This window comes from Pseudomonas sp. P42 (assembly GCF_017973755.1).
Taxonomy (GTDB): domain Bacteria; phylum Pseudomonadota; class Gammaproteobacteria; order Pseudomonadales; family Pseudomonadaceae; genus Aquipseudomonas; species Aquipseudomonas iridis.
This window is the reverse complement of the sequence record NZ_JACOPU010000007.1, coordinates 40,847-61,529: the sequence shown is the minus strand read 5'-3', so window position 1 is coordinate 61,529 and position 20,683 is coordinate 40,847. Positions and strand designations below refer to the sequence as shown.

Annotated in this window: 21 protein-coding genes; 11 read left to right on the top strand and 10 right to left on the bottom strand. The window is 59.8% G+C overall.

The annotated features are described in order from the left end of the window. Positions 1 to 327 precede the first annotated feature (327 nt). On the top strand, positions 328 to 687 hold the full coding sequence (locus H8B20_RS22440; RefSeq protein ID WP_210624672.1) for a DUF6124 family protein: 360 nt from the start codon (positions 328 to 330) through the stop codon (positions 685 to 687). A gap of 107 nt (positions 688 to 794) precedes the next feature. Here the strand turns inward: H8B20_RS22440 and nagE are convergent, their stop codons facing one another. From nagE to H8B20_RS22405, 7 genes are all read right to left on the bottom strand, one after another. Further along, entirely contained in the window at positions 795 to 2,510 is a 1,716-nt protein-coding gene (gene nagE, locus H8B20_RS22435) for an N-acetylglucosamine-specific PTS transporter subunit IIBC (protein ID WP_210624671.1), read from the bottom strand. Positions 2,511 to 2,533: 23 nt separating this feature from the next. Then, a complete protein-coding gene (ptsP, locus tag H8B20_RS22430; protein WP_210624670.1) occupies positions 2,534 to 5,047 on the bottom strand; it encodes a phosphoenolpyruvate--protein phosphotransferase in 2,514 nt (837 codons plus the stop codon). 131 nt (positions 5,048 to 5,178) lie between these two features. Then, positions 5,179 to 6,201, bottom strand: a complete 1,023-nt coding sequence (locus tag H8B20_RS22425; protein WP_210624669.1) for an SIS domain-containing protein — start codon at positions 6,199 to 6,201, stop codon at positions 5,179 to 5,181. Next, positions 6,182 to 7,288, bottom strand: a complete 1,107-nt coding sequence (gene nagA / locus H8B20_RS22420) for an N-acetylglucosamine-6-phosphate deacetylase (RefSeq protein ID WP_042557810.1) — start codon at positions 7,286 to 7,288, stop codon at positions 6,182 to 6,184. Before nagA ends, H8B20_RS22425 begins: the two co-directional genes overlap by 20 nt. A gap of 24 nt (positions 7,289 to 7,312) precedes the next feature. After that, on the bottom strand, positions 7,313 to 8,044 hold the full coding sequence (locus tag H8B20_RS22415; protein WP_042557811.1) for a GntR family transcriptional regulator: 732 nt from the start codon (positions 8,042 to 8,044) through the stop codon (positions 7,313 to 7,315). 281 nt (positions 8,045 to 8,325) lie between these two features. Further along, entirely contained in the window at positions 8,326 to 8,841 is a 516-nt protein-coding gene (locus H8B20_RS22410; RefSeq protein ID WP_210624668.1) for a L,D-transpeptidase family protein, read from the bottom strand. A 94-nt stretch (positions 8,842 to 8,935) separates the two neighbouring features. After that, positions 8,936 to 9,487, bottom strand: coding sequence for an NUDIX hydrolase (locus H8B20_RS22405; protein ID WP_210624667.1), 552 nt, complete (start codon positions 9,485 to 9,487; stop codon positions 8,936 to 8,938). A 147-nt stretch (positions 9,488 to 9,634) separates the two neighbouring features. On the opposite strand from H8B20_RS22405, the gene H8B20_RS22400 reads away from it, so the two are divergent. The 5 genes from H8B20_RS22400 (at position 9,635) to purT (ending at position 12,934) form a co-directional block, all read left to right on the top strand. Then, the gene (locus H8B20_RS22400) at positions 9,635 to 10,234 is read left to right on the top strand and encodes a CoA pyrophosphatase (RefSeq protein WP_210624666.1); all 600 of its coding nucleotides are present in this window, start codon (positions 9,635 to 9,637) and stop codon (positions 10,232 to 10,234) included. A gap of 51 nt (positions 10,235 to 10,285) precedes the next feature. Beyond that, positions 10,286 to 10,810, top strand: coding sequence for a gamma carbonic anhydrase family protein (locus tag H8B20_RS22395; protein ID WP_210624665.1), 525 nt, complete (start codon positions 10,286 to 10,288; stop codon positions 10,808 to 10,810). Beyond that, positions 10,807 to 11,022 (top strand): DUF1289 domain-containing protein, encoded by a 216-nt coding sequence (locus H8B20_RS22390; RefSeq protein WP_210624664.1) that lies wholly within the window; start codon positions 10,807 to 10,809, stop codon positions 11,020 to 11,022. Before H8B20_RS22395 ends, H8B20_RS22390 begins: the two co-directional genes overlap by 4 nt. Before the next feature lie 162 nt (positions 11,023 to 11,184). Beyond that, entirely contained in the window at positions 11,185 to 11,652 is a 468-nt protein-coding gene (locus H8B20_RS22385; protein ID WP_042557817.1) for a preQ0 transporter, read from the top strand. 100 nt (positions 11,653 to 11,752) lie between these two features. Beyond that, positions 11,753 to 12,934 carry a formate-dependent phosphoribosylglycinamide formyltransferase gene (gene purT, locus H8B20_RS22380; RefSeq protein ID WP_042557818.1) on the top strand — a complete coding sequence of 394 codons (1,182 nt, stop codon included), beginning with the start codon at positions 11,753 to 11,755 and terminating at the stop codon, positions 12,932 to 12,934. 119 nt (positions 12,935 to 13,053) lie between these two features. On the opposite strand, the gene H8B20_RS22375 is transcribed toward purT, so the two are convergent. The 3 genes from H8B20_RS22375 to H8B20_RS22365 all read right to left on the bottom strand — a co-directional run bounded on the left by H8B20_RS22375 (position 13,054) and on the right by H8B20_RS22365 (position 16,740). Further along, positions 13,054 to 14,370, bottom strand: coding sequence for an MFS transporter (locus tag H8B20_RS22375; protein WP_210624663.1), 1,317 nt, complete (start codon positions 14,368 to 14,370; stop codon positions 13,054 to 13,056). A gap of 303 nt (positions 14,371 to 14,673) precedes the next feature. Then, positions 14,674 to 15,915, bottom strand: coding sequence for a transporter associated domain-containing protein (locus H8B20_RS22370; protein ID WP_200617098.1), 1,242 nt, complete (start codon positions 15,913 to 15,915; stop codon positions 14,674 to 14,676). 12 nt (positions 15,916 to 15,927) lie between these two features. Then, positions 15,928 to 16,740 carry a cytochrome C assembly family protein gene (locus H8B20_RS22365; protein ID WP_042557821.1) on the bottom strand — a complete coding sequence of 271 codons (813 nt, stop codon included), beginning with the start codon at positions 16,738 to 16,740 and terminating at the stop codon, positions 15,928 to 15,930. Positions 16,741 to 16,950: 210 nt separating this feature from the next. Between H8B20_RS22365 and ffh the strand changes: the two genes are divergently transcribed. The 5 genes from ffh (at position 16,951) to rplS (ending at position 20,600) form a co-directional block, all read left to right on the top strand. Next, positions 16,951 to 18,327, top strand: a complete 1,377-nt coding sequence (ffh, locus tag H8B20_RS22360; RefSeq protein WP_042557822.1) for a signal recognition particle protein — start codon at positions 16,951 to 16,953, stop codon at positions 18,325 to 18,327. Between the two features lie 328 nt (positions 18,328 to 18,655). Continuing rightward, positions 18,656 to 18,907, top strand: a complete 252-nt coding sequence (rpsP, locus tag H8B20_RS22355; protein ID WP_042557823.1) for a 30S ribosomal protein S16 — start codon at positions 18,656 to 18,658, stop codon at positions 18,905 to 18,907. A gap of 5 nt (positions 18,908 to 18,912) precedes the next feature. Continuing rightward, positions 18,913 to 19,449, top strand: coding sequence for a ribosome maturation factor RimM (rimM, locus tag H8B20_RS22350; RefSeq protein ID WP_042557824.1), 537 nt, complete (start codon positions 18,913 to 18,915; stop codon positions 19,447 to 19,449). A gap of 2 nt (positions 19,450 to 19,451) precedes the next feature. Beyond that, on the top strand, positions 19,452 to 20,204 hold the full coding sequence (gene trmD, locus H8B20_RS22345; protein WP_042557825.1) for a tRNA (guanosine(37)-N1)-methyltransferase TrmD: 753 nt from the start codon (positions 19,452 to 19,454) through the stop codon (positions 20,202 to 20,204). A 45-nt stretch (positions 20,205 to 20,249) separates the two neighbouring features. Beyond that, on the top strand, positions 20,250 to 20,600 hold the full coding sequence (gene rplS, locus H8B20_RS22340) for a 50S ribosomal protein L19 (RefSeq protein ID WP_003175895.1): 351 nt from the start codon (positions 20,250 to 20,252) through the stop codon (positions 20,598 to 20,600). Positions 20,601 to 20,683: the final 83 nt, after the last annotated feature.

Below are 20,683 nucleotides of genomic sequence, written 5' to 3'. Positions count from 1 at the left end.
TTTAAGTGCGTGTGGAAAAACCAGAACCTTCCCACAAGGTTTTCAGGTTGTCCGTCGGACGTCAGGTCTCTAGTCTTTGGTTGTCACCGCGAATCGGTGATCGGGTGTGAGAACCTGGGCAAGAAGTGTTATTCCAGCATCGGTACGTCATAATCGCCGTCAGCTTATTGCTGCCTGCAATAAATTTATGGCGGCTGTGTGCGGGCAGACTTCGGTCTGGCCGGAAGTTCTGCTCCTTGCCCGGTTTCTCACCCCGCACATAGCTGCCACCATATCGCCGCGTGAGAAACGGCAATTGGATGGCTCCGATCATTAAGGAGTTTTTCAATGACCAAGCCCGTCCCCGACCCACCCGAAACCCAAACCCCACTCGAAGAAGCCCTCCGCGCCGAAGAGCAGGCCCGAAACCGCGAAGCCATCAAGCGCGCCCTCGACTTCTATCTGTGCCCCGAACCCGCAAAACCTCGCCGACCGAGCACCATGTTCATGATCTGCCCGCAGGTCGACACCGAAAGCCTGCTCGCTCACGCCGTTGAATCGTTGGCCAGCGCCAGCACCGCGGCCAGCAACTTCGCCAATGAGCTAAGCGGTTCGCAGCGCAGCACGGCGTTAGGCATCCAGCAAATCGTCATGCTCGCCGAGCTGGTGGTAAACCGAGCGCTGGATCGAGTCGACCCGCAAGCCTGACGAGCGCGTCTTCGTTCATCGCCGGCAGGCTGACTCCCACAGTTTGAAACACATGCCCCTGTGGGAGCTGGCTTGCCAGCGATGAGGCCAGTCCAAACACCAGACGTCTAAACCTTGGCACTCACCTCACTGCGACTGACCAAAGCCTCAAGCGCTCCACTCAAGCTCGCGGCCTTATCCCCCACCAGCAAATGCCAGACCCCACCTTCCAACTGGCTGACACCCTGGCAGCCCAATTCCTTCAACTGAGCCTCGGACAGCGCTTTGCCATCCGCCAGCAACAGACGAATCCGGCTCATGGCGATGCAATCCAGCTGCAGCACATTGTCGCCGCCGCCCAGTGCATTCAGCCATTTCTGTGCCTCGGCGCCCGCGACCATCACTGCTTTTGGCTCTTCGACCATTGCAACAGATTCGGCAATAACAGCACGGCCTGACGCCGGCATCGCCAGACGAATTTCATCGGCAATGCTGTCGGCGAGCGGCCCGACCACCACCTGCAAACTCCCGCCTTTACCCGGACGCACAACCGCCATCGCACCCAGCGCTTTCAGATCGGCATCTGAAGCCTTGTTGCGATCAACCATTTCCAGTCGCAATCGCGTGGTGCAAGCGCCGACCGTCAGCAGGTTTTCAGCGCCGCCCAATGCCTTGATGTAGGCACTGGCGCGCTCGTTTTCAGTCAGTACGGCTTTCTCACTGACAGCGACCTCTTCTCGGCCCGGTGTCTTCAGGTTGAATCGACGGATGCAGAAATCAAACACTCCGTAATAGACGACTGCATAAGCCAGGCCGACAGGAAACACCAACCAACCGTTGGTGGATTTGCCCCAGCCGAGAATCATGTCGATGAAGCCGCCAGAGAAGGTAAAGCCCAAATGAATATTCAGCGCATTGGTGATCGCCATCGACAACCCGGTCAGCAGCGCATGCAGCAGATACAGCAGCGGCGCCAGAAACATGAAGGCGAATTCAATCGGCTCGGTCACCCCGGTCAGGAATGAAGTCAGGGCCATCGACAGGAAAATCCCGCCCATCACCTTGCGCCGTTCCGGCAGGGCGTTGCGGTACATCGCCAGGCACGCGGCGGGCAGGCCGAGGATCATCATCGGGAACATGCCGGTCATGAACTGGCCGCCCTTCGGATCGCCGGCGAAGTAGCGCGACAGGTCACCGGTCACCAGTGCGCCGGTGGTTGGGTCGGTGAAGTTGCCGAAGACGAACCACGCCATGTTGTTGAGGATGTGGTGCAGGCCGGTGACGATCAGCAGGCGGTTGAACACGCCGAAGACGAACGCGCCGATGCTGCCGCTTTCCATCATCAGGGTGCCGAAGCTGTTGATGCCATGCTGGATCGGCGGCCAGATGTAGCCGAACACCACGCCCAAGCCGACGGCCGCGAACCCGGTGACAATCGGCACGAATCGCCGGCCACCGAAGAACGCCAGATACTCCGGCAGCTTGATGTCCTTGAAGCGGTTGTACAGTGCGCCGGCCATCAGGCCGCTGACGATCCCGGCGAGCATGCCCATGTTGATGCTCGCATCGAGCACTTTAAGGGTGGAGATCATCACCAGATAACCGATCACCCCGGCCAGGCCTGCCGTGCCGTTGTTGTCCTTGGCGAAACCGACGGCGATGCCGATGGCGAAGATCATTGCCAGGTTGGCGAAGATCACCTGGCCGGCGTCGTGAATGATCGCGATGTTCAGCAGATCGGTGTCACCCAGACGCAGCAGCAGGCCGGCGATGGGCAGGATCGCGATCGGCAGCATCAGCGCGCGCCCGAGGCGTTGCAGACCTTCGATGAAGAGTTGATACATGGCGGTTCTCCTTCTTGTTGTTATTAGCGCAGAGGCCAGTGTTGGTGGCAGGCGTGACGCACCGCGGCGGCGCTGCTCAGCTTGAGCAGGTCGCGGGCGAGGCGTTGGCATTCGGCTTCGTGCAACTGACGCACGCGATCCTTGATTTCACCGATCTGCACCGGGCTCACCGACAATTCGGTCACGCCGAGGCCGATCAGTACCGGGGTTGCCAGTGGGTCGGATGCCAACGCACCGCACACACCGACCCAGCGCTTGTGCACCGCCGCGCCTTCGCAGGTCATGGCGATCAGGCGCAGCAGCGCCGGGTGCAAGGCATCGACCCGTGCGGCGAGGCCGGCGTGGTCGCGATCCATGGCCAAGGTGTATTGGGAAAGATCGTTGGTGCCGATAGACAGGAAGTCCGCGTGTTCGGCCAGTTGTTCGGCTTGCAATGCGGCGGCGGGGACTTCGATCATCACGCCGATTTCCGGGCGTTGAGTGATACCGAGCTCATTGCACAACGCATCGACGCGCTGACGAATGTGCAGCAGTTCGTCGACTTCGGTGACCATCGGCAACAGGATCCGGCAACGCTGCAACGGGCTGACTTGCAGCAGCGCACGCAGTTGTTGATCGAGGATTTCCGGGCGGGCCTGGGCCAGGCGAATACCGCGCAAGCCGAGCACCGGGTTGGCTTCGGCGGGCAGCGGCAGATAGTCGAGTTGCTTGTCGCCGCCGACGTCGATGGTGCGGATGATCACCGACTTGTCGCCCATCGCATCGAGCACGGCTTGATAGGCGGTGCGTTGCTCTTCGACGTCCGGCGCGGTCTGGCGATCAACGAACAGGAATTCGGTGCGTAGCAGGCCGACGCCATCGGCGCCGTTGGCAAAGGCGTCAGCCGCTTCATGGCTGGAGGCGACATTGGCGACAACTTCGATGGCCACGTCATTGCGCGTTTCCGCCGGCAGGTGCGCCTTGGCTTGTTGGACGTCGCGGCGTTGTTGGCGGTCGATTTGTGCTTGTTCGACTTCGGCCAGACGTTCGGCATTTGGCTTCAGTTCGAGGCGACCGTTATCGGCGTCGAGCACCACCGCTTGGCCTTGCGGTTGATCAAGCAATGCCGAACCCAAAGCAACCATGCACGGCAAACCTTTGCCCCGCGCCAGAATCGCTACGTGTGAAGTCGCACCGCCCTCGGCCATGCACAACCCGGCGACGCCTTGCGCGCTGAGTTGCAACAGGTCCGACGGCGTCAGTTCATGGGCAGCGACGATGGCACCGGCCGGTACGTCGTAGTGCCAGGCCTCGCCGAGCAGGGCGCGCAACACGCGTTGCTTAAGGTCGCGCAGATCGTTGGCGCGCTCGGCCAGCAGCGCGCTGCCGGTGTGTTGCAGGACTTCGCACTGGACATCAATCGACTGGCTCCAGGCGTGCGTTGCTGCGCTGCCTTGGTCGATGGATTGCTGTGCAGCGTCGAGCAGGGCCGGGTCTTCCAGCAATGCCAAATGCGCGGCGAAAATGGCTTCTTCGTCGGCGTTACGTTGTTTCTTCGCCTGGGCGAGGGTGCCGTTGATTTCGTTGCGTACCTGAATCAGCGCAGCCTCAAGTTTCTGCTGCTGCTCCAGCAGATCATGATTGCCGGCATCCACTGGCAAGTTGATGGTGTTCAAACGAAACAATGGCCCACCGACCAAACCCGGTGCGGCGCAAACACCCTGCAACACGCCAGCCTCGGCCGGGCGCTTGGGGGATGCAACGCGCACAGGTGCGGCGGCGTGATGGTCATCCGGCAGTGCGGTGGCCAATGCGCAGAGCAACGCTTGCAGCGCGGCTTCGGCGTCCGGTCCCTGACAGCTGACATGCACTTCATCCTGCTCGCCGATCGCCAGCGCCATCAACCCGATCAGACTGTTGCACGGCGCCGATTTGCCGGCGAAATGCAGCTGCGACTGGCTTTTGAAACCTTGCGCTGTCTGACGAATCAGCGCAGCGGGGCGCGCATGCAAACCGCCTCGATGCGCGACAAGCACATGACCGTTAACCTCAGGCCCGCCGATTTCTTCTGCATTCGCCGCCGAAGCGTTGCGCGCCACGATGTGCAACAACGGCTCGCCGACTTTCACCGGTTTCAGGGTGATCGGTCGCACCTGAAAATCCTGGCTGTTGGTCAGGATCAACAGGCTGACCAGGCTTTTGCACTGCTGGCCGACTTTGTCCAGGTCGTAGCGCAACAGCGGCTGACCGTTGCTGACCCGCACGCCTTCCTTGACCAGCATCGAGAAGCCTTCACCGTTCAGTTCAACGGTGTCGAGGCCCAGGTGCAGAAGGATTTCCGCGCCATTGTCGGCGCGCACGGTGAGGGCGTGGCCGGTGCGGGCGACGTGAATGATCACCCCGGCGCATGGCGAATACAGGGTGTCGTTAAGTGGATCAATAGCAATGCCATCGCCCATCGCACCGCTGGCGAACACCGCGTCCGGGACTTTGGCGAGCGTGAGCACCGGGCCGCTGAGCGGGGCGCTGAGGGTCAGCTCTTTATTGTTGTTGTGCATGGCTCGGTCTCATCAGGAAATTCGCTGGCCCCTGTAGGAGCTGCCGAAGGCTGCGATCTTTTGATCTTGTTTTTCTGTGAATCAAAATCAAAAGATCGCAGCCTTCGGCAGCTCCTACAGGTTTTCTTCAATTAATGCGTGCGCGTCACTTTGCTCAGGTGGCGCGGTTGATCCGGGTCCATGCCTCGGGCCACGGCTAAACCTGCGGCCATCACGTAGAAACTCTGGATGGCCAGAATCGGGTCCAGGGCCGGGTGTTCGGCGCGGGTCAGGGTCAGGTCGCGTTCGCTCACGTCATCTGGCGCGGCCAGCAACACCCGGGCGCCGCGTTGACGCATTTCTGCCGCAAGGCTCAGCAGCCCGGCCTGTTCGGCACCGCGTGGAGCGAAGACCAGCAATGGGTAGTGCTCGTCAATCAGCGCCATCGGGCCGTGACGCACTTCGGCGCTGCTGAACGCTTCGGCCTGGATCGCCGAGGTTTCCTTGAACTTCAATGCCGCTTCCTGGGCAATGGCAAAACCGGCGCCACGGCCGATGACCATCAGGCGTTCGCAATCGCGCAGGGCGTCGATGGCCACGCTCCAATCCTGCTGGGCTGCTGCACGCAAGCCTTCGGGCAGGGCGTTGTGCGCCTCAAGCAGTTCGCTGTCTTCTTTCCAGTGCGCGATCAAACGGGCGCTGGCGCTGAGGGTGGCGATAAAACTCTTGGTCGCGGCGACGCTGCTTTCGGTACCGGCTAGCAGCGGCACGCTGAATTCACACGCGGCTTCCAGTGGCGAATCGGCGGCGTTGACCATCGACACGCTCAGCGCGCCACGCTTGCGCAGCAGTCGCAGGCTGTTGACCAGATCCGGGCTCTGACCCGATTGCGAGAAGGCAAAAGCGACCTGGCCGCTGACCTTCAACGGCGCCTGCTGCATGGTCACCACCGACATCGGCAACGACGCCACGGGCACGCCCATTTGCTGCATGGTCAGGTAGGCAAAGTAGCTCGCCGCGTGGTCGGAGCTGCCACGCGCAACGGTCATTGCCACTTGCGGCGGCTGACGGCGCAGGCGCCCGGCGATCTCGATCAGTTGCGGGTCGAGCTGTTGCAGTTGGGCTTGCACGGCCTCGAACGAGGACAGCGCCTCCTCAAGCATTTTTGAAGTCAATGTCTTCTCCTTCGACCATGACGGCGGTCAGTGTGAGTGAGCGATCCAGCCGCACGCAGTCGGCCCAGGCGCCCGGTTCAAGGCGCCCGCGTTCAGTGATGCCGAGGTAGTCGGCGGGGAATTGCGAAAGACGTTGCGAAGCCTCGGCAATCGGCAAACCGATCTTCACCAGATTGCGCAGGGCCTGATCCATGGTCAGCGTGCTGCCGGCCAGCGTGCCGTCAGGCAGGCGCACGCCGCCCAGGCATTTGGTCACGGTGTGGCTGCCGAGTTTGTATTCACCGTCGGGCATGCCGGCGGCGGCGGTCGAATCGGTGACGCAGTACAGGCACGGGATCGAACGCAGGGCGACGCGGATGGCGCCGGGATGCACGTGCAGCAAATCCGGAATCAGCTCGGCGAATGTTGCGTGGGCCAGTGCCGCGCCAACGATCCCGGGTTCGCGGTGATGCAGCGGGCTCATGGCGTTGTACAAATGGGTGAAACTGGTCGCGCCGGCGTCCAGTGCGGCGACGCCTTCCTCGTAACTGCCGAGGGTGTGGCCGATCTGCATGCGGATGCCGCGACTGCTGAGTTCACGAATCAAAGCGTCGTGGCCGGCGATTTCCGGAGCGATGGTGATCACGCGAATGGGCGCCAGCGCCAGATATTCTTCGACCTCGGCCATCAATGCGGTGTGGGCGAAGTTCGGTTGGGCGCCGAGTTTGCCGGGATTGATATACGGGCCTTCAAGGTGCACGCCGAGCACTCGCGCGCTGCCTTTGGGCCGCTGCTCGCAGAACTCGCCGACCTCTTTCAAGACGCTGGAAATCTCTGCGCTCGGTGCGGTCATGGTGGTGGCCAGCAGCGAGGTGGTGCCGAATCGCACGTGGGTTTTGGTGATGGTTTCGAAAGCGCTGGCGCCTTCCATGATGTCTTTGCCACCGCCGCCATGAACGTGCAGGTCGATGAAGCCTGGCAGCAGATACGGCAGGTCGTTGTCTGCCGGATCGCAGGGCTCGCCTTCGATCGACACGACTTTGCCGTGTTCGTGAATCAGCCGGCCGCGAACCCAGCCGCTGGCGGTGAGGATGTTGTCTTCGGACATTTTGGTTCTCGCTTATGGCTGCTCTTAACGACGCAGCTCTGCAACAAAGTCGTAGTAGTCGTTGCGGCAATAGGTGTCGGTGACTTCGATCGGCGTGTTGTCTTCCAGATAGCCGACCCGGGTCATCAGCAGCATGGCGGTGCCGGGGGCGATGCCGACCAGGGCGGCGAACTCGTCCGAGGCGTTGATCGCCTGAATGTGCTGCAACGCGCGGACGATCGGTTTGCCGATGCCGTCGAGGTATTCGTAGAGCGAATCGCCCACCGCTTGCGGCTTGGGCATGATCGAGGCGGGCAGGGTGCTCATCTCGATGGCCATCACGGTGTCGTCGGCTTTGCGCAGGCGTTTCATGCGCGCGACCTTGTCGTTCGGCGACAGGCTGAGGCGGATCAGTTCTTCGTGGGTCGGCAGGGTGATTTCTCGCTCCAGCCATTGCGAACTGGGCACGAAGCCCTTGAGGCGGAGCATTTCACTGAAGCCGGAAAGGCGTGAAAGAGGTTGTTCCAGGCGTGGGGTGATGAACGTGCCGGAACCTTGCAAGCGCCGGATCAGGCCTTGGTCGAACAACACTTCCAGCGCCTTGCGTGCGGTGACTCGGGAGATGCCGAGCTGCTCGCTGAGATTGCGCTCCGAAGGCATTGCCTGCTCGGCTTTCCACTGACCGGAATGAATCGCCGCTTCCAGGTTGCGCGCCAGTTGCAGGTACAGCGGCGTCGGCTGGGAGTCGTCGGGGCGTAGGACGTGGAGGTCATTCATGTCGGTCATTTCCGGCGCGAGTATTGGATTGTTGTGGCTCGCTTGTGGGGCGGAAATTAATACCACTTGAATACCATGTCAACGCGGTGAAATGGCCATTAGCCCAATGAAATGGCGGGTTTTAGGTCAGTGGGCTCGAAGTGGTATTAGGGCTGGACTGTAAAAAGCAAAAGATCGCCGCCTGCGGCAGCTCCTGCATGTGAAGTGGTATCACCTCTGTAGGCGCTGCCGCAGGTTGCGATCTTTTGATTTATTTTTTGCAGGTGACCGGCGGTCGGTGATTAAGGGCGGATTTCGATCATCGTGCCGTCCGGCACCAGACTCCACACTTCGCGCATATCGACGTTGCGCATGGCGATGCAGCCGTCGGTCCAGTCGAGGGTGTGCAGCAGGTCTTCGGGGTTTTCTTCCGTGTCCGGCGTGCCGTGAATCATGATCATCCCGCCAGGCTCGACGCCTTCACGGCGGGCGCGGGCCGAATCGGTGATGTTCGGGTAGGAAATGTGCATCGACAGGTTGAATTTCTCGCTGGTCTTGCGCCAGTCGATCCAATAGAAACCTTCTGGCGTGCGTTTGTCGCCTTCGATCAGTTTCGGCCCTTTTTTCGCGCCCTTGCCAAGGGAGATGCGGTAGGTCTTGAGCGGCTTGCCGTCGGCAATCAACTGCAGTCGATGAGCCGATTTGAGCACCAGGACTTTTTCGATCATCGGGGTATTTGAAGGCGTCACGGTGGTCACGAATGACGCTTGCGAGACCATAGCGAACGACAGGCAGAACAGGGCAAGCAACCAGCGCATTGAAACGATTCCCCAAGAGTGACGCAGAAACATGAGTGATGAATGTTGTGCAGAATTTGCCTGCGCCCTGTGTATCGGCCGGTCGGCGTCGAGATTAAGTGATGGCAGGCTGAGCGAGTGGCGGAATCGATTCCGAGCGAACCGGATACACCTCATTAGGCCGATCCGCGAAGAAGCATTCTAAGGTACGCCCCACCGTGCGGAAAGCCAGCTCGTCCCATGGAATGTCGGCCTCGTCAAACAGCTGTACTTCCAGGCTCTCGGGGCCGGCAGAAAACTCCGGCTCGGCCAGCTCGGCGCGGAAGAACACATGCACCTGGCTGATGTGTGGCACGTCGATCAGGGTATAGATGCTCAGGTTGCGCACCCGGGCGCAGGCTTCCTCGGCGGTTTCGCGGATCGCGGCCTGCTCGATGGTCTCGCCGTTTTCCATGAAACCGGCGGGCAGGGTCCAGTAACCGAGGCGCGGTTCGATGGCGCGGCGACAGAGCAGCACTTTAGTGCCCCAGGTCGCGACACAGCCGGCGACGATATTGGGGTTTTGATAGTGAATGGTCTGACAGCTGTCACAGACAAATCGCAGTCGCGAGTCGCCCTCGGGAATGCGCTGGGTCACCGGGTTACCGCAATGGCTGCAAAATTTCATGCTTGGGTTCCTGAAGGCTGCGCCTATCTTGGCGTGCAGCGGTGTCGGTCGGCAAGTTGTCGTTTCGCGACATGGTCTCTTGAGGGGGGTTGGGCGGCTGCAATGATTGGTGCATGATGCAGGGTAAGGCACAGATCGAGAACACTCATGCTGGACGAGCTACTGCATAGGGTAAGCAACCACATACCGCGCACGCTGGAGACCGACAAACGTTTTCCGGAGGCCGCCGTTCTGGTGCCGATCACCCGCAGTGACGAGCCGGAACTGGTGCTGACCCTGCGGGCCAGCGGCCTCTCGACCCACGGCGGCGAAGTTGCGTTCCCCGGTGGGCGTCGCGACCCGGAAGACCCCGATCTGATCTTCACAGCCTTACGCGAAGCCGAAGAAGAAATCGGTCTGCCGCCAGGACTGGTCGAAATGATTGGTCCGCTCAGTCCGCTGATCTCCCTGCACGGTATCAAAGTCACGCCCTATGTCGGCGTCATCCCCGATTTTGTCGAATACCAGCCCAACGACGCAGAAATTGCCGCCGTGTTCAGCGTCCCCCTGGAATTTTTCCGTACAGATCCCCGCGAACACACCCATCGCATCGACTATCAGGGCCGCAGTTGGTACGTGCCGAGCTATCGATACGGGGAGTACAAGATCTGGGGACTGACGGCGATCATGATCGTCGAGTTGATCAATCTGCTCTATGACGCGAAAATCAGCCTGCATCAGCCGCCTAAAAGTTTTATCCACACCTGAAAGCATAAGCCATCGTTCGAATGGCTACCCGTGAGCCCTGAGGAAAACAAGATGAAATACCGCTTGGGCGACGCCCGTGTCGAGACCCATCCACAGAGCTGGGTCGCCCCCAACGCTGTGCTGGTGGGCAAGGTCAAGCTGGAAGAGGGCGCCAACGTCTGGTTCAACGCCGTACTGCGTGGCGACAACGAACTGATCCTGATCGGCAGGAACAGCAACGTGCAAGATGGCACGGTGATGCACACCGACATGGGCTTTCCCCTGACCATCGGCACCGGTGTGACCATTGGCCATAACGCCATGTTGCACGGCTGTACGGTTGGCGATTACAGCTTGATTGGCATCAACGCGGTGATTCTCAATGGCGCAAAGATAGGCAAAAACTGCATCATCGGCGCCAATTCGCTGATTGGTGAAGGCAAGGAAATTCCCGATGGCTCGCTGGTCATGGGTTCGCCGGGCAAAGTCGTGCGTGAGCTGACCGAGCCGCAGAAGAAAATGCTCGAAGCCAGCGCCGCCCACTATGTGCACAACTCTCAGCGTTATGCCCGCGATCTGGTTGAGCAGGAAGAATGACGACGCCGCAAAGACCCGTCGCCTCGCCGTGCGTGAATATTTGTGCGCTGGATGAGGCTGATATTTGCACCGGGTGCCAGCGTACGGTTGAGGAGATCACGCGCTGGAGCCGTATGAATAACGATGAGCGGCGGGCGGTGTTGGGGTTGTGTCATGAGCGGGCGAAGGCGAGTGGCTTGGTGTGGATGATAGGTCAGACGCCGGGCCAATAATTCAAGACCAAAAGATCGCAGCCTTCGGCAGCTCCTGCATTAGCCGTGTTCGCCGCCCATTGCGCGGATGAATACTGAACCTGTAGGAGCTGCCGAAGGCTGCGATCTTTTGATTCTGCTGTGTCTAAAGTAACCTGTGCGCCAATCTGACAGGTCGCCCCCATGATTTTCCTCATCGCCTACATCAGCAGCGTTGTTCTCATCAACTTCGCTTTCTCCACCGCGCCACACCTGGACATCATCTGGTCGGCGTGGGGCGGTCTGGTGTTCGTGCTGCGTGACATGGTGCAAATCCGATTTGGCCATGGCGCGATCGTTGCCATGCTGGCGGCACTGGTGTTGTCCTACGTCACGTCTGATCCGTCCATCGCTCTGGCCAGCGCCACGGCGTTCGCGGTCTCCGAGTGCATCGACTGGCTGGTGTTCAGCATCACCAAGCGCCCATTGCGCGACCGGTTGTGGATCAGTTCGGCGCTGAGCATTCCCCTCGATACGTTCATCTTTTTCGGCATGATCGACGCCCTGACGCCGCCGGTGATCATCACCGCGCTGGTCTCGAAGTTTGCCGGCGTCACCGCCGTCTGGTTGATCATGGCCTGGCGCGATCGCAAACAGGCCGTCGCCAGCTGAAGCCAAACCCTCGGGTTCATGTAAAATGCCGCGCTTTCTCCCCATGGAAAGCGCGCATGGCGACGCTTTCCTCGATGATCCGCTTCTTTGAGGACCTGAGATGACCCGTATCGGAACTCCATTGTCGCCAACCGCGACCCGCGTATTGCTGTGTGGCTGTGGTGAGTTGGGCAAGGAAGTGGTGATCGAACTGCAACGTTTGGGTGTTGAGGTGATTGCCGTCGACCGCTATGCCAACGCGCCGGCCATGCAGGTCGCGCATCGCAGCCACGTGATCAACATGCTCGACGGCGCCGCCCTGCGTGCAGTGATCGAAGCCGAGAAGCCGCACTTCATCGTGCCGGAAATCGAAGCCATCGCCACCGCTACCCTCGTCGAACTGGAAGCCGAAGGCTTCACCGTGATCCCGACCGCTCGCGCTGCGCAATTGACCATGAACCGCGAAGGCATCCGTCGTCTGGCCGCCGAAGAGCTGGACCTGCCGACCTCGCCGTACCACTTCGCCGACACCTTCGAGGACTACAGCAAAGCTGTTGAAGACCTGGGTTTCCCATGTGTTGTCAAACCAGTGATGAGTTCGTCGGGCAAAGGCCAGAGCCTGCTGCGCAGCAGCGATGACGTGCAGAAAGCCTGGGACTACGCCCAAGAGGGCGGTCGTGCCGGCAAAGGTCGGGTGATCATCGAAGGCTTCATTGATTTCGACTACGAAATCACCTTGCTGACCGTGCGCCACATCGGTGGCACAACATTCTGCGCACCGGTCGGTCACCGTCAGGAGAAGGGTGACTATCAGGAATCCTGGCAGCCACAAGCCATGAGCCCGGTTGCGCTGGCGGAATCCGAGCGTGTTGCCAAAGCGGTAACCGAGGCGCTGGGTGGCCGTGGTCTGTTTGGTGTCGAGCTGTTCATCAAAGGTGATCAGGTGTGGTTCAGCGAAGTGTCGCCGCGTCCCCATGACACTGGCCTGGTCACCCTGATTTCCCAGGACCTGTCGCAGTTCGCCCTGCATGCCCGCGCGATTCTGGGCTTGCCGGTGCCGCTGATCCGTCAGTTCGGCCCATCGGCTTCGGCGGTGATTCTGGTGGAAGGGCAGTCGACCCAGACTGCATTCGCCAACCTGGGGGCTGCGCTGAGCGAGCCGGATACGGCGCTGCGTCTGTTCGGCAAGCCTGAAGTGAATGGTCAGCGCCGGATGGGCGTGGCATTGGCGCGGGATGAGTCGATCGAGGCTGCTCGTGCCAAGGCGACCCGTGCTGCTCAGGCTGTTGTTGTAGATCTCTAAGACCGGGGCGCGGCATTCGCGAGCAGGCTCGCTCCCACAGTTTCGGCTGTATTCACAAATTTTGTGTACTGCACGGACCCTGTGGGAGCGAGCCTGCTCGCGAAGCTTTTGATCTTTTGTCAGGCAATCTGATTCAGATCGTTATGCCTCGTTTCCTTCAGACACAGCACCGCGATCAAGCTGATCACCGCCGCTCCCGAAACATACCCGCCGACATAACTCAAACCGCCCATCGCCACCAGTTTCTGCGCAAAGAACGGCGCCGCCGAGGCTCCGACGATGCCGCCGAGGTTGTACGCCGCCGACGCGCCGGTATAGCGCACGTGGGTCGGGAACAGCTCCGGCAACAACGCGCCCATCGGTGCGAACGTCACGCCCATCAAGAACAGTTCGATGCACAGAAACAGCGCCACGCCCCAGGTCGAACCCTGGGTCAGCAGCGGCTCCATCAGAAACCCCGAAAGAATCGCCAGTACACCGCCGATGATCAGCACCGGTTTGCGTCCATAACGGTCGCTGGCCCAGGCTGACAGTGGCGTCGCTGCAGCCATGAACAATACGGCAAAACACAGCAGCCCCAGGAACGTCTCACGGCTGTAACCCAGGGTGGACACGCCGTAGCTCAGGGAAAACACCGTCGAGATATAGAACAGCGCATAACACACCACCATCGCCGCCGCGCCCAACAGGGTCGGCGCCCAATATTGGCTGAACAGTTCGACCAGCGGCAGCTTGACCCGCTCCTGGCGCGCCATGGCATTGGCGAACACTGGCGTTTCGTGGAGTTTCAGGCGTACGTACAGACCGACCATCACCAGCACCGCGCTGAGCAGAAACGGAATGCGCCAGCCCCAGCTGCGGAACTGTTCGTCATCCAGCGTCATGGCCAGCGTCAGGAACAGACCATTGGCGGCGAGAAAACCAATCGACGGGCCGAGTTGCGGAAACATGCCGAACCAGGCTCGCTTGCCTTTCGGCGCGTTTTCCGTGGCCAGCAGCGCGGCGCCACCCCATTCACCGCCCAATCCCAGGCCCTGACCAAAGCGCAGCACACACAACAAAATCGGCGCCCAGGCCCCGATGCTGGCGTAACCCGGCAGCACGCCAATCAGCGTGGTGCAGACGCCCATCAACAGCAGTGAGGCGACCAGCGTCGATTTGCGCCCGATGCGATCACCGAAGTGACCGAACAGCGCCGAACCCAATGGTCGAGCGAGGAAGGCAATGCCAAAGGTGAGGAACGCCGAAAGCATCTGCGCGGTGCCGGACGTTTGCGGAAAGAACACCGGCCCGATCACCAGTGCGGCAGCCGTGGCGTAGACATAGAAGTCGTAGAACTCGATCGCGGTGCCGATAAAACTCGCCGTCGCCACGCGGGTGGCGGAGTTGGTCGGTTGGGCAGGTGCGGTTTCGCTGAAAGCGGTACTGGTCGTCATGCGGTGATCCCTGACAGTCATGAGCTCCTGTGGAGCGAATTATTATGGTTGAGCACCCAGGGATGTGGGATGAGGCGCGAGCGCTGTTTCGAGTAGGAACAGTCGTCGGAGTGAAGCGCAAACGGTCGAGACCTGTTTTGTGCGGGGTAAGCACGAGGTTCGGCAGGGCTTGGGTAAGCCGGCTCGATTATAGGAAGGTGGCTAACGATTGAACAAGAGCAAAAGATCGCAGTCTTTGGCAGTTCCCACATTCGGAATACGTTCCCCTGTAGGAGCTGTCGAAGTCTGCGATCTTTTGATCTTCTATCTGGCAGGCACCAGAGCAGGTACAGAAGAGGTATGCCAGATCAGCACCTTGCTCACCCGGTTCTCCTCGGTCTCGAGAATCTCCAGCCGATAACGGCCGATCTTCAGGCAAACAGCGCTTTCCGGAATGGTTTCAAGCGCCTCGGTTACCAGGCCATTGAGGGTTTTCGGCCCATCGCTGGGCAAGTGCCAGCCCAGGCACTTGTTCAACTCACGGATCGAGGCGGCGCCGTCGATCATCATGCGGCCATCGGCTTGCGGGTGAATGTGCGGATTATCGAGGCTGTGCTCGCTTTCGAATTCGCCGACGATCTCTTCGAGAATGTCTTCCAGCGTGACGATGCCGAGCACTTCGCCGTACTCGTCGACCACCATGCCCAGACGTCGCTGCTGCTTGTGAAAGTTGAGCAGTTGCAGCTGCAACGGTGTGCTTTCGGGCACGAAGTACGGCTCGTAACTGGCGGCCAGCAGTGCTTCGCGGGTCAGGTCGTTATTGTTCAGCAAGTGACGAATCTGCCGGGTGTTGAGCACGGCTTCAACCTGGTTGATGTCACTGTGGAACAGCGGCAGGCGCGTGCGCTTGGTGTTGCGCAGTTGTTCGATGATTTCTTCGATCGGGTCGTCGAGGTTGATACCGTCGACGTCACTGCGCGGCACCAGAATGTCGTTGACCGTAATGTTGTCCAGCGCATGGATACCCGACACCGGGTGCGCGCGAACCGGGTGCTCCGGGTCAGCGTGACGATCAACTGGCTCATCGTCTTCGCTTTGCTGCACGACCTGGGCTTTGCGCACTAGCGGCGCCAGGAGCAAAGCGCTGATGCGGCTGAACAGCCACGCCAACGGATAAATAATCTTCAGCGGCACTGCCAGCAGCGAATTGCCAAACGCCAGCACGGCATCCGGATAACGCCGGGCGATGGTGCGCGGGAAGTAATCGGCAAACACCAGCAACACCGCACCGACACCCAGGCACGCCGCCCAAGGGCCGTTTTCTTCACAGAGGAAAATCGCCAGCAGTGTGGCGATCACCACTGCGAGCGCACGGCACAGGGTGTTGCAGAGGATCAGGCTGTCGAGCGGGAAGCTCAGCTTCGCCAGCGGTTTATCGCTGGCGCGTGAGGCGGTGCGTTGTGCGAGCAGGTGCTGCTGCGCGATTTCGACGGCGGTAAATAGCCCCGACCATAAAACCAGCAGGACAAATACCGCGAGCATCGGCCCTATGGGCAAACCGTCCATTTATGCCGCCCGTCAGATGTGCAGAATGTATTCACGAACCAGTTTGCTGCCGAAATACGCCAACATCAGCAGGCAGAAACCGGCGAGGGTCCAGCGAATCGCCTTGTGGCCACGCCATCCGAGACGGTTGCGGCCCCACAACAGCACGCTGAACACGATCCAGGCCAGGCAAGCCAGCAGGGTCTTGTGCACCAGGTGCTGGGCGAACAGGTTCTCGACGAACAGCCAGCCAGAGATCAGCGACAGCGACAGCAGCGTCCAGCCGGCCCAGAGGAAACCGAACAGCAGGCTTTCCATGGTTTGCAGCGGCGGGAAGTTCTTGATCAGCCCGGACGGGTGCTTGTGCTTGAGCTGGTGGTCTTGCACCAGCAGCAGCAAGGCCTGGAACACCGCGATGGTGAACATGCCGTAGGCGAGGATCGACAATAGAATGTGCGCGAGGATACCCGGCTCTTCATCGATGATCTGCACCGTGCCGGTCGGCGCGAATTGCGCCAGCAACACGGTGATAGCCCCCAGCGGGAACAGCAACACCAGCAGGTTCTCGACCGGAATCCGCGAGCAGGCGAGCAGCGTCAGGGCGATCACTGCCGCCGCGATAAGACTGGAGGCACTGAAGAAATCCAGGCCCAGACCGATCGGGGTCAGCAAATGAGTGAGCAGGCTGGCGCTGTGAGCCACCACGGCGAGGACGCCGAGCGTAACCAGCAGGCGCTTGTTCGCCTTGGCGCCGGTGGCCAGACGAGTGCTCTGATAAATAGTCGCAGCGGCATATAGAAGGGCGGCGGCGAGGGTAGTCAGCAAACTGGGTGACAAGGGGAGCATAAATCCTGTTAGGCAAGCCCGAAAGGCGCTGAGTTTGGCATAGAACCCCCATGACACGAAAGACTCAGGAAGCTGACAGCGAGGTGTCCGCCAGACGCAGTCTTCGCTATAATCCGCGACCTGCCCACGCCGCAGGCTCGCCGAGCACATGTTGATTCCGGTCTGGGCCGCCATTATCCCGGTCTACACAGGGCCTGAAAGGATCGCGCAATGTTTGAAAACTTAACCGACCGTCTCTCACAGACGCTGCGCCATGTCACCGGCAAGGCGAAGCTGACTGAAGACAATATCAAAGACACCCTGCGTGAAGTGCGCATGGCGTTGCTCGAAGCCGACGTCGCCCTGCCGGTGGTCAAGGACTTCGTCAATTCGGTCAAGGAGCGCGCTGTCGGCACCGAGGTGTCGCGCAGCCTGACGCCGGGCCAGGCGTTCGTGAAGATCGTCCAGGCCGAGCTCGAAAGCCTGATGGGCGCAGCCAACGAAGACTTGAACCTGAGCGCCGTGCCGCCCGCCGTCATTCTGATGGCCGGTCTGCAGGGTGCGGGTAAAACCACCACCGCCGGTAAACTTGCGCGCTTCCTTAAAGAACGCAAGAAGAAGTCGGTCATGGTCGTGTCGGCGGACGTTTACCGCCCGGCGGCGATCAAGCAGCTGGAAATGCTGGCCGGTGAAGTCGGTGTGACCTTCTTCCCGTCCGACCTGAGCCAGAAGCCGGTCGACATCGCCAGAGCCGCTATTAAAGAAGCAAAGCTCAAGTTTATTGATGTGGTCATCGTCGACACCGCCGGTCGTCTGCACATCGACGAAGAGATGATGGGCGAGATCAAGGCGCTGCACGCCGCGATCAACCCGGTCGAAACCCTCTTCGTGGTCGATGCCATGACCGGTCAGGATGCCGCCAACACGGCCAAGGCCTTCGGTGATGCACTGCCGCTGACCGGTGTGATCCTGACCAAGGTCGACGGCGATGCACGTGGTGGCGCCGCTCTGTCGGTGCGCGCCATCACCGGCAAGCCGATCAAGTTCATCGGTATGGGCGAGAAGAGCGAAGCGCTCGATCCGTTCCATCCTGAGCGTATCGCTTCGCGGATTCTCGGCATGGGCGACGTGCTCAGCCTGATCGAACAGGCTGAAGCGACCCTCGACAAAGACAAAGCCGACAAGCTTGCTAAAAAGCTGAAGAAGGGCAAGGGCTTCGATCTCGAAGACTTCCGCGATCAGCTGCAACAGATGAAAAACATGGGCGGCCTCGGCGGGCTCATGGACAAACTGCCGAGCATCGGCGGCGTCAACCTGTCGCAAATGGGCAATGCCCAGAACGCCGCAGAGAAGCAGTTCAAGCAGATGGAAGCCATCATCAACTCCATGACCCCGGCCGAGCGCCGCGACCCTGAGCTGATCAGCGGTTCGCGCAAGCGCCGGATCGCCATGGGTTCCGGCACTCAGGTGCAGGACATCGGCCGCTTGATCAAGCAGCACAAGCAGATGCAGAAGATGATGAAGAAATTCACCGCCAAAGGCGGAATGGCGAAAATGATGCGCGGCATGGGCGGTATGTTGCCCGGCGGCGGCATGCCAAAAATGTAAGGCGTCCTGTCTCACTCATTCTGCTCGCTGATGGCTGCGTCTCGCCAAAAGTGAGTGAAATGAGAGAGGCGGGATCGCAGAAACTCGCCGGTCGTCGCACCGGCGCAGGCCCCGCAAGGATGCGGGATCAACAGCAAACCCGCGCTTGGCGGGAGCTGACTGGCCGTTTTAAACGACGGCTCTATATGCAAATCTGCACGGCATGCCATAGGCGCCGGAAAAAGTCATTTGCAAAAGTCCGGATATTCCTTAGAATATGCGGCCTTTCGGGCACCTATGCCCGCTGTGCATTTAGATTTGCAGCACCGACTACAGGAACGATGTTCACATGCTAACAATCCGTCTTGCCCTTGGCGGCTCCAAAAAGCGCCCGTTTTACCACCTGACCGTAACCGACTCGCGTAACCCGCGTGACGGCTCCCACAAAGAACAGGTTGGTTTCTTCAACCCTGTTGCCCGTGGTCAGGAAATCCGTCTGTCCGTGAACCAAGAGCGCGTAGCCTACTGGCTGAGCGTTGGTGCACAACCTTCTGAGCGCGTTGCTCAGTTGTTGAAGGAAACTGCCAAGGCTGCGGCCTGAGCAATATGAACGCGACGCCTGCTGTTGCTGATGATTTGATCGTTATTGGCAAAATTTATTCTGTTCATGGCGTTCGCGGCGAAGTGAAGGTTTATTCCTTTACTGATCCGACTGAAAACCTGTTGCAGTACAAAACCTGGACGCTCAAGCGTGAAGGCAATGTCAAACAGGTCGAGCTGGTCAGTGGACGCGGGAGCGATAAGTTCCTGGTCGCAAAGCTCAAGGATCTTGATGATCGTGAAGAAGCTCGTCTTCTGGCCGGTTACGAGATCTGCGTGCCGCGCAACATGTTCGCTGAATTGACCGACGGTGAGTACTACTGGTACCAACTCGAAGGTCTGAAGGTCATTGATCAACTGGGCCAACTGCTCGGGAAAATCGATCATCTTCTGGAAACCGGCGCCAATGATGTAATGGTAGTCAAGCCTTGCGCTGGCAGCCTGGATGATCGCGAACGCCTGTTGCCCTATACGGAGCAATGCGTGTTGGCAGTCGACCTCGCAGCGGGCGAGATGAAGGTGGATTGGGACGCGGACTTCTAAGCGTGGCTAACTTGCGCGTAGAAGTGATCAGTTTGTTTCCCGAGATGTTTTCCGCCATTGGCGACTACGGCATCACCAGTCGTGCGGTCAAACAGGGGCTCTTGCAGCTGACCTGTTGGAATCCGCGAGATTACACGACGGATCGGCATCACACTGTGGACGATCGCCCGTTTGGCGGTGGTCCGGGCATGGTGATGAAGATCAAGCCCCTGGAAGATGCGCTGGCTCAGGCCAAGGCAGCAGCCGGGGAGGAGGCGAAGGTTATTTACCTGTCCCCCCAAGGCCGTCAACTGAATCAGTCGGCGGTACGCGAGTTGGCACAATCGGATGCATTGATCCTGATTGCCGGCCGCTATGAAGGCATTGACGAGCGCTTTATTGAGGCTCATGTCGATGAAGAGTGGTCGATTGGCGACTATGTACTGTCTGGCGGTGAGCTGCCGGCCATGGTCCTGATCGATGCGGTTACACGGCTGCTGCCTGGAGCTTTAGGGCATGCGGACTCCGCTGAGGAAGATTCCTTTACGGATGGTTTGCTGGATTGCCCGCACTACACCCGACCTGAGGTGTATGCGGATCAGCGTGTTCCCGACGTGTTGCTAAGTGGCAATCACGCGCATATCCGGCGTTGGCGTTTACAGCAGTCCCTTGGTAGGACCTATGAACGACGCGCCGATCTTCTGGAAAGCCGCTCGCTTTCTGGAGAAGAGAAGAAGCTGCTCGAGGAATATATCCGCGAGCGGGACGATAGTTAACAACGTATCGATGGTAGATCAGTTGATTTACCTTAGGAGCACAGCATGACCAACAAAATCATCCTTGCACTCGAAGCAGAGCAGATGACCAAAGAAATCCCTACCTTTGCCCCAGGCGACACCATTGTCGTTCAGGTGAAAGTGAAGGAAGGCGATCGTTCCCGTCTGCAAGCGTTCGAAGGCGTTGTAATCGCCAAGCGTAACCGCGGCGTGAACAGTGCGTTCACCGTACGTAAAATCTCCAACGGTGTTGGCGTAGAACGTACTTTCCAGACCTACTCCCCGCAGATCGACAGCATGGCTGTTAAACGTCGCGGTGACGTACGTAAAGCCAAGCTGTACTACCTGCGCGACCTGTCGGGCAAAGCAGCTCGCATCAAGGAAAAACTGGCTTAAGTCCAGCTTCCGATGCAGAAAAAAGCAGCCTTCGGGCTGCTTTTTTGTTGTCCGAAATTCACCAAATCCCCCCTGTAGGAGCT

What these genes read in the sequence shown, in the direction of transcription:
- H8B20_RS22440 (WP_210624672.1), top strand. Translation starts at nt 328, where the DNA reads ATGACCAAGCCCGTCCCCGACCCACCCGAAACCCAAACCCCACTCGAA.
- nagE (WP_210624671.1), bottom strand. Translation starts at nt 2,510, where the DNA reads ATGTATCAACTCTTCATCGAAGGTCTGCAACGCCTCGGGCGCGCGCTG.
- ptsP (WP_210624670.1), bottom strand. Translation starts at nt 5,047, where the DNA reads ATGCACAACAACAATAAAGAGCTGACCCTCAGCGCCCCGCTCAGCGGC.
- nagA (WP_042557810.1), bottom strand. Translation starts at nt 7,288, where the DNA reads ATGTCCGAAGACAACATCCTCACCGCCAGCGGCTGGGTTCGCGGCCGG.
- H8B20_RS22415 (WP_042557811.1), bottom strand. Translation starts at nt 8,044, where the DNA reads ATGAATGACCTCCACGTCCTACGCCCCGACGACTCCCAGCCGACGCCG.
- H8B20_RS22410 (WP_210624668.1), bottom strand. Translation starts at nt 8,841, where the DNA reads ATGCGCTGGTTGCTTGCCCTGTTCTGCCTGTCGTTCGCTATGGTCTCG.
- H8B20_RS22405 (WP_210624667.1), bottom strand. Translation starts at nt 9,487, where the DNA reads ATGAAATTTTGCAGCCATTGCGGTAACCCGGTGACCCAGCGCATTCCC.
- H8B20_RS22400 (WP_210624666.1), top strand. Translation starts at nt 9,635, where the DNA reads ATGCTGGACGAGCTACTGCATAGGGTAAGCAACCACATACCGCGCACG.
- H8B20_RS22395 (WP_210624665.1), top strand. Translation starts at nt 10,286, where the DNA reads ATGAAATACCGCTTGGGCGACGCCCGTGTCGAGACCCATCCACAGAGC.
- H8B20_RS22390 (WP_210624664.1), top strand. Translation starts at nt 10,807, where the DNA reads ATGACGACGCCGCAAAGACCCGTCGCCTCGCCGTGCGTGAATATTTGT.
- H8B20_RS22385 (WP_042557817.1), top strand. Translation starts at nt 11,185, where the DNA reads ATGATTTTCCTCATCGCCTACATCAGCAGCGTTGTTCTCATCAACTTC.
- purT (WP_042557818.1), top strand. Translation starts at nt 11,753, where the DNA reads ATGACCCGTATCGGAACTCCATTGTCGCCAACCGCGACCCGCGTATTG.
- H8B20_RS22375 (WP_210624663.1), bottom strand. Translation starts at nt 14,370, where the DNA reads ATGACGACCAGTACCGCTTTCAGCGAAACCGCACCTGCCCAACCGACC.
- H8B20_RS22370 (WP_200617098.1), bottom strand. Translation starts at nt 15,915, where the DNA reads ATGGACGGTTTGCCCATAGGGCCGATGCTCGCGGTATTTGTCCTGCTG.
- H8B20_RS22365 (WP_042557821.1), bottom strand. Translation starts at nt 16,740, where the DNA reads ATGCTCCCCTTGTCACCCAGTTTGCTGACTACCCTCGCCGCCGCCCTT.
- ffh (WP_042557822.1), top strand. Translation starts at nt 16,951, where the DNA reads ATGTTTGAAAACTTAACCGACCGTCTCTCACAGACGCTGCGCCATGTC.
- rpsP (WP_042557823.1), top strand. Translation starts at nt 18,656, where the DNA reads ATGCTAACAATCCGTCTTGCCCTTGGCGGCTCCAAAAAGCGCCCGTTT.
- rimM (WP_042557824.1), top strand. Translation starts at nt 18,913, where the DNA reads ATGAACGCGACGCCTGCTGTTGCTGATGATTTGATCGTTATTGGCAAA.
- rplS (WP_003175895.1), top strand. Translation starts at nt 20,250, where the DNA reads ATGACCAACAAAATCATCCTTGCACTCGAAGCAGAGCAGATGACCAAA.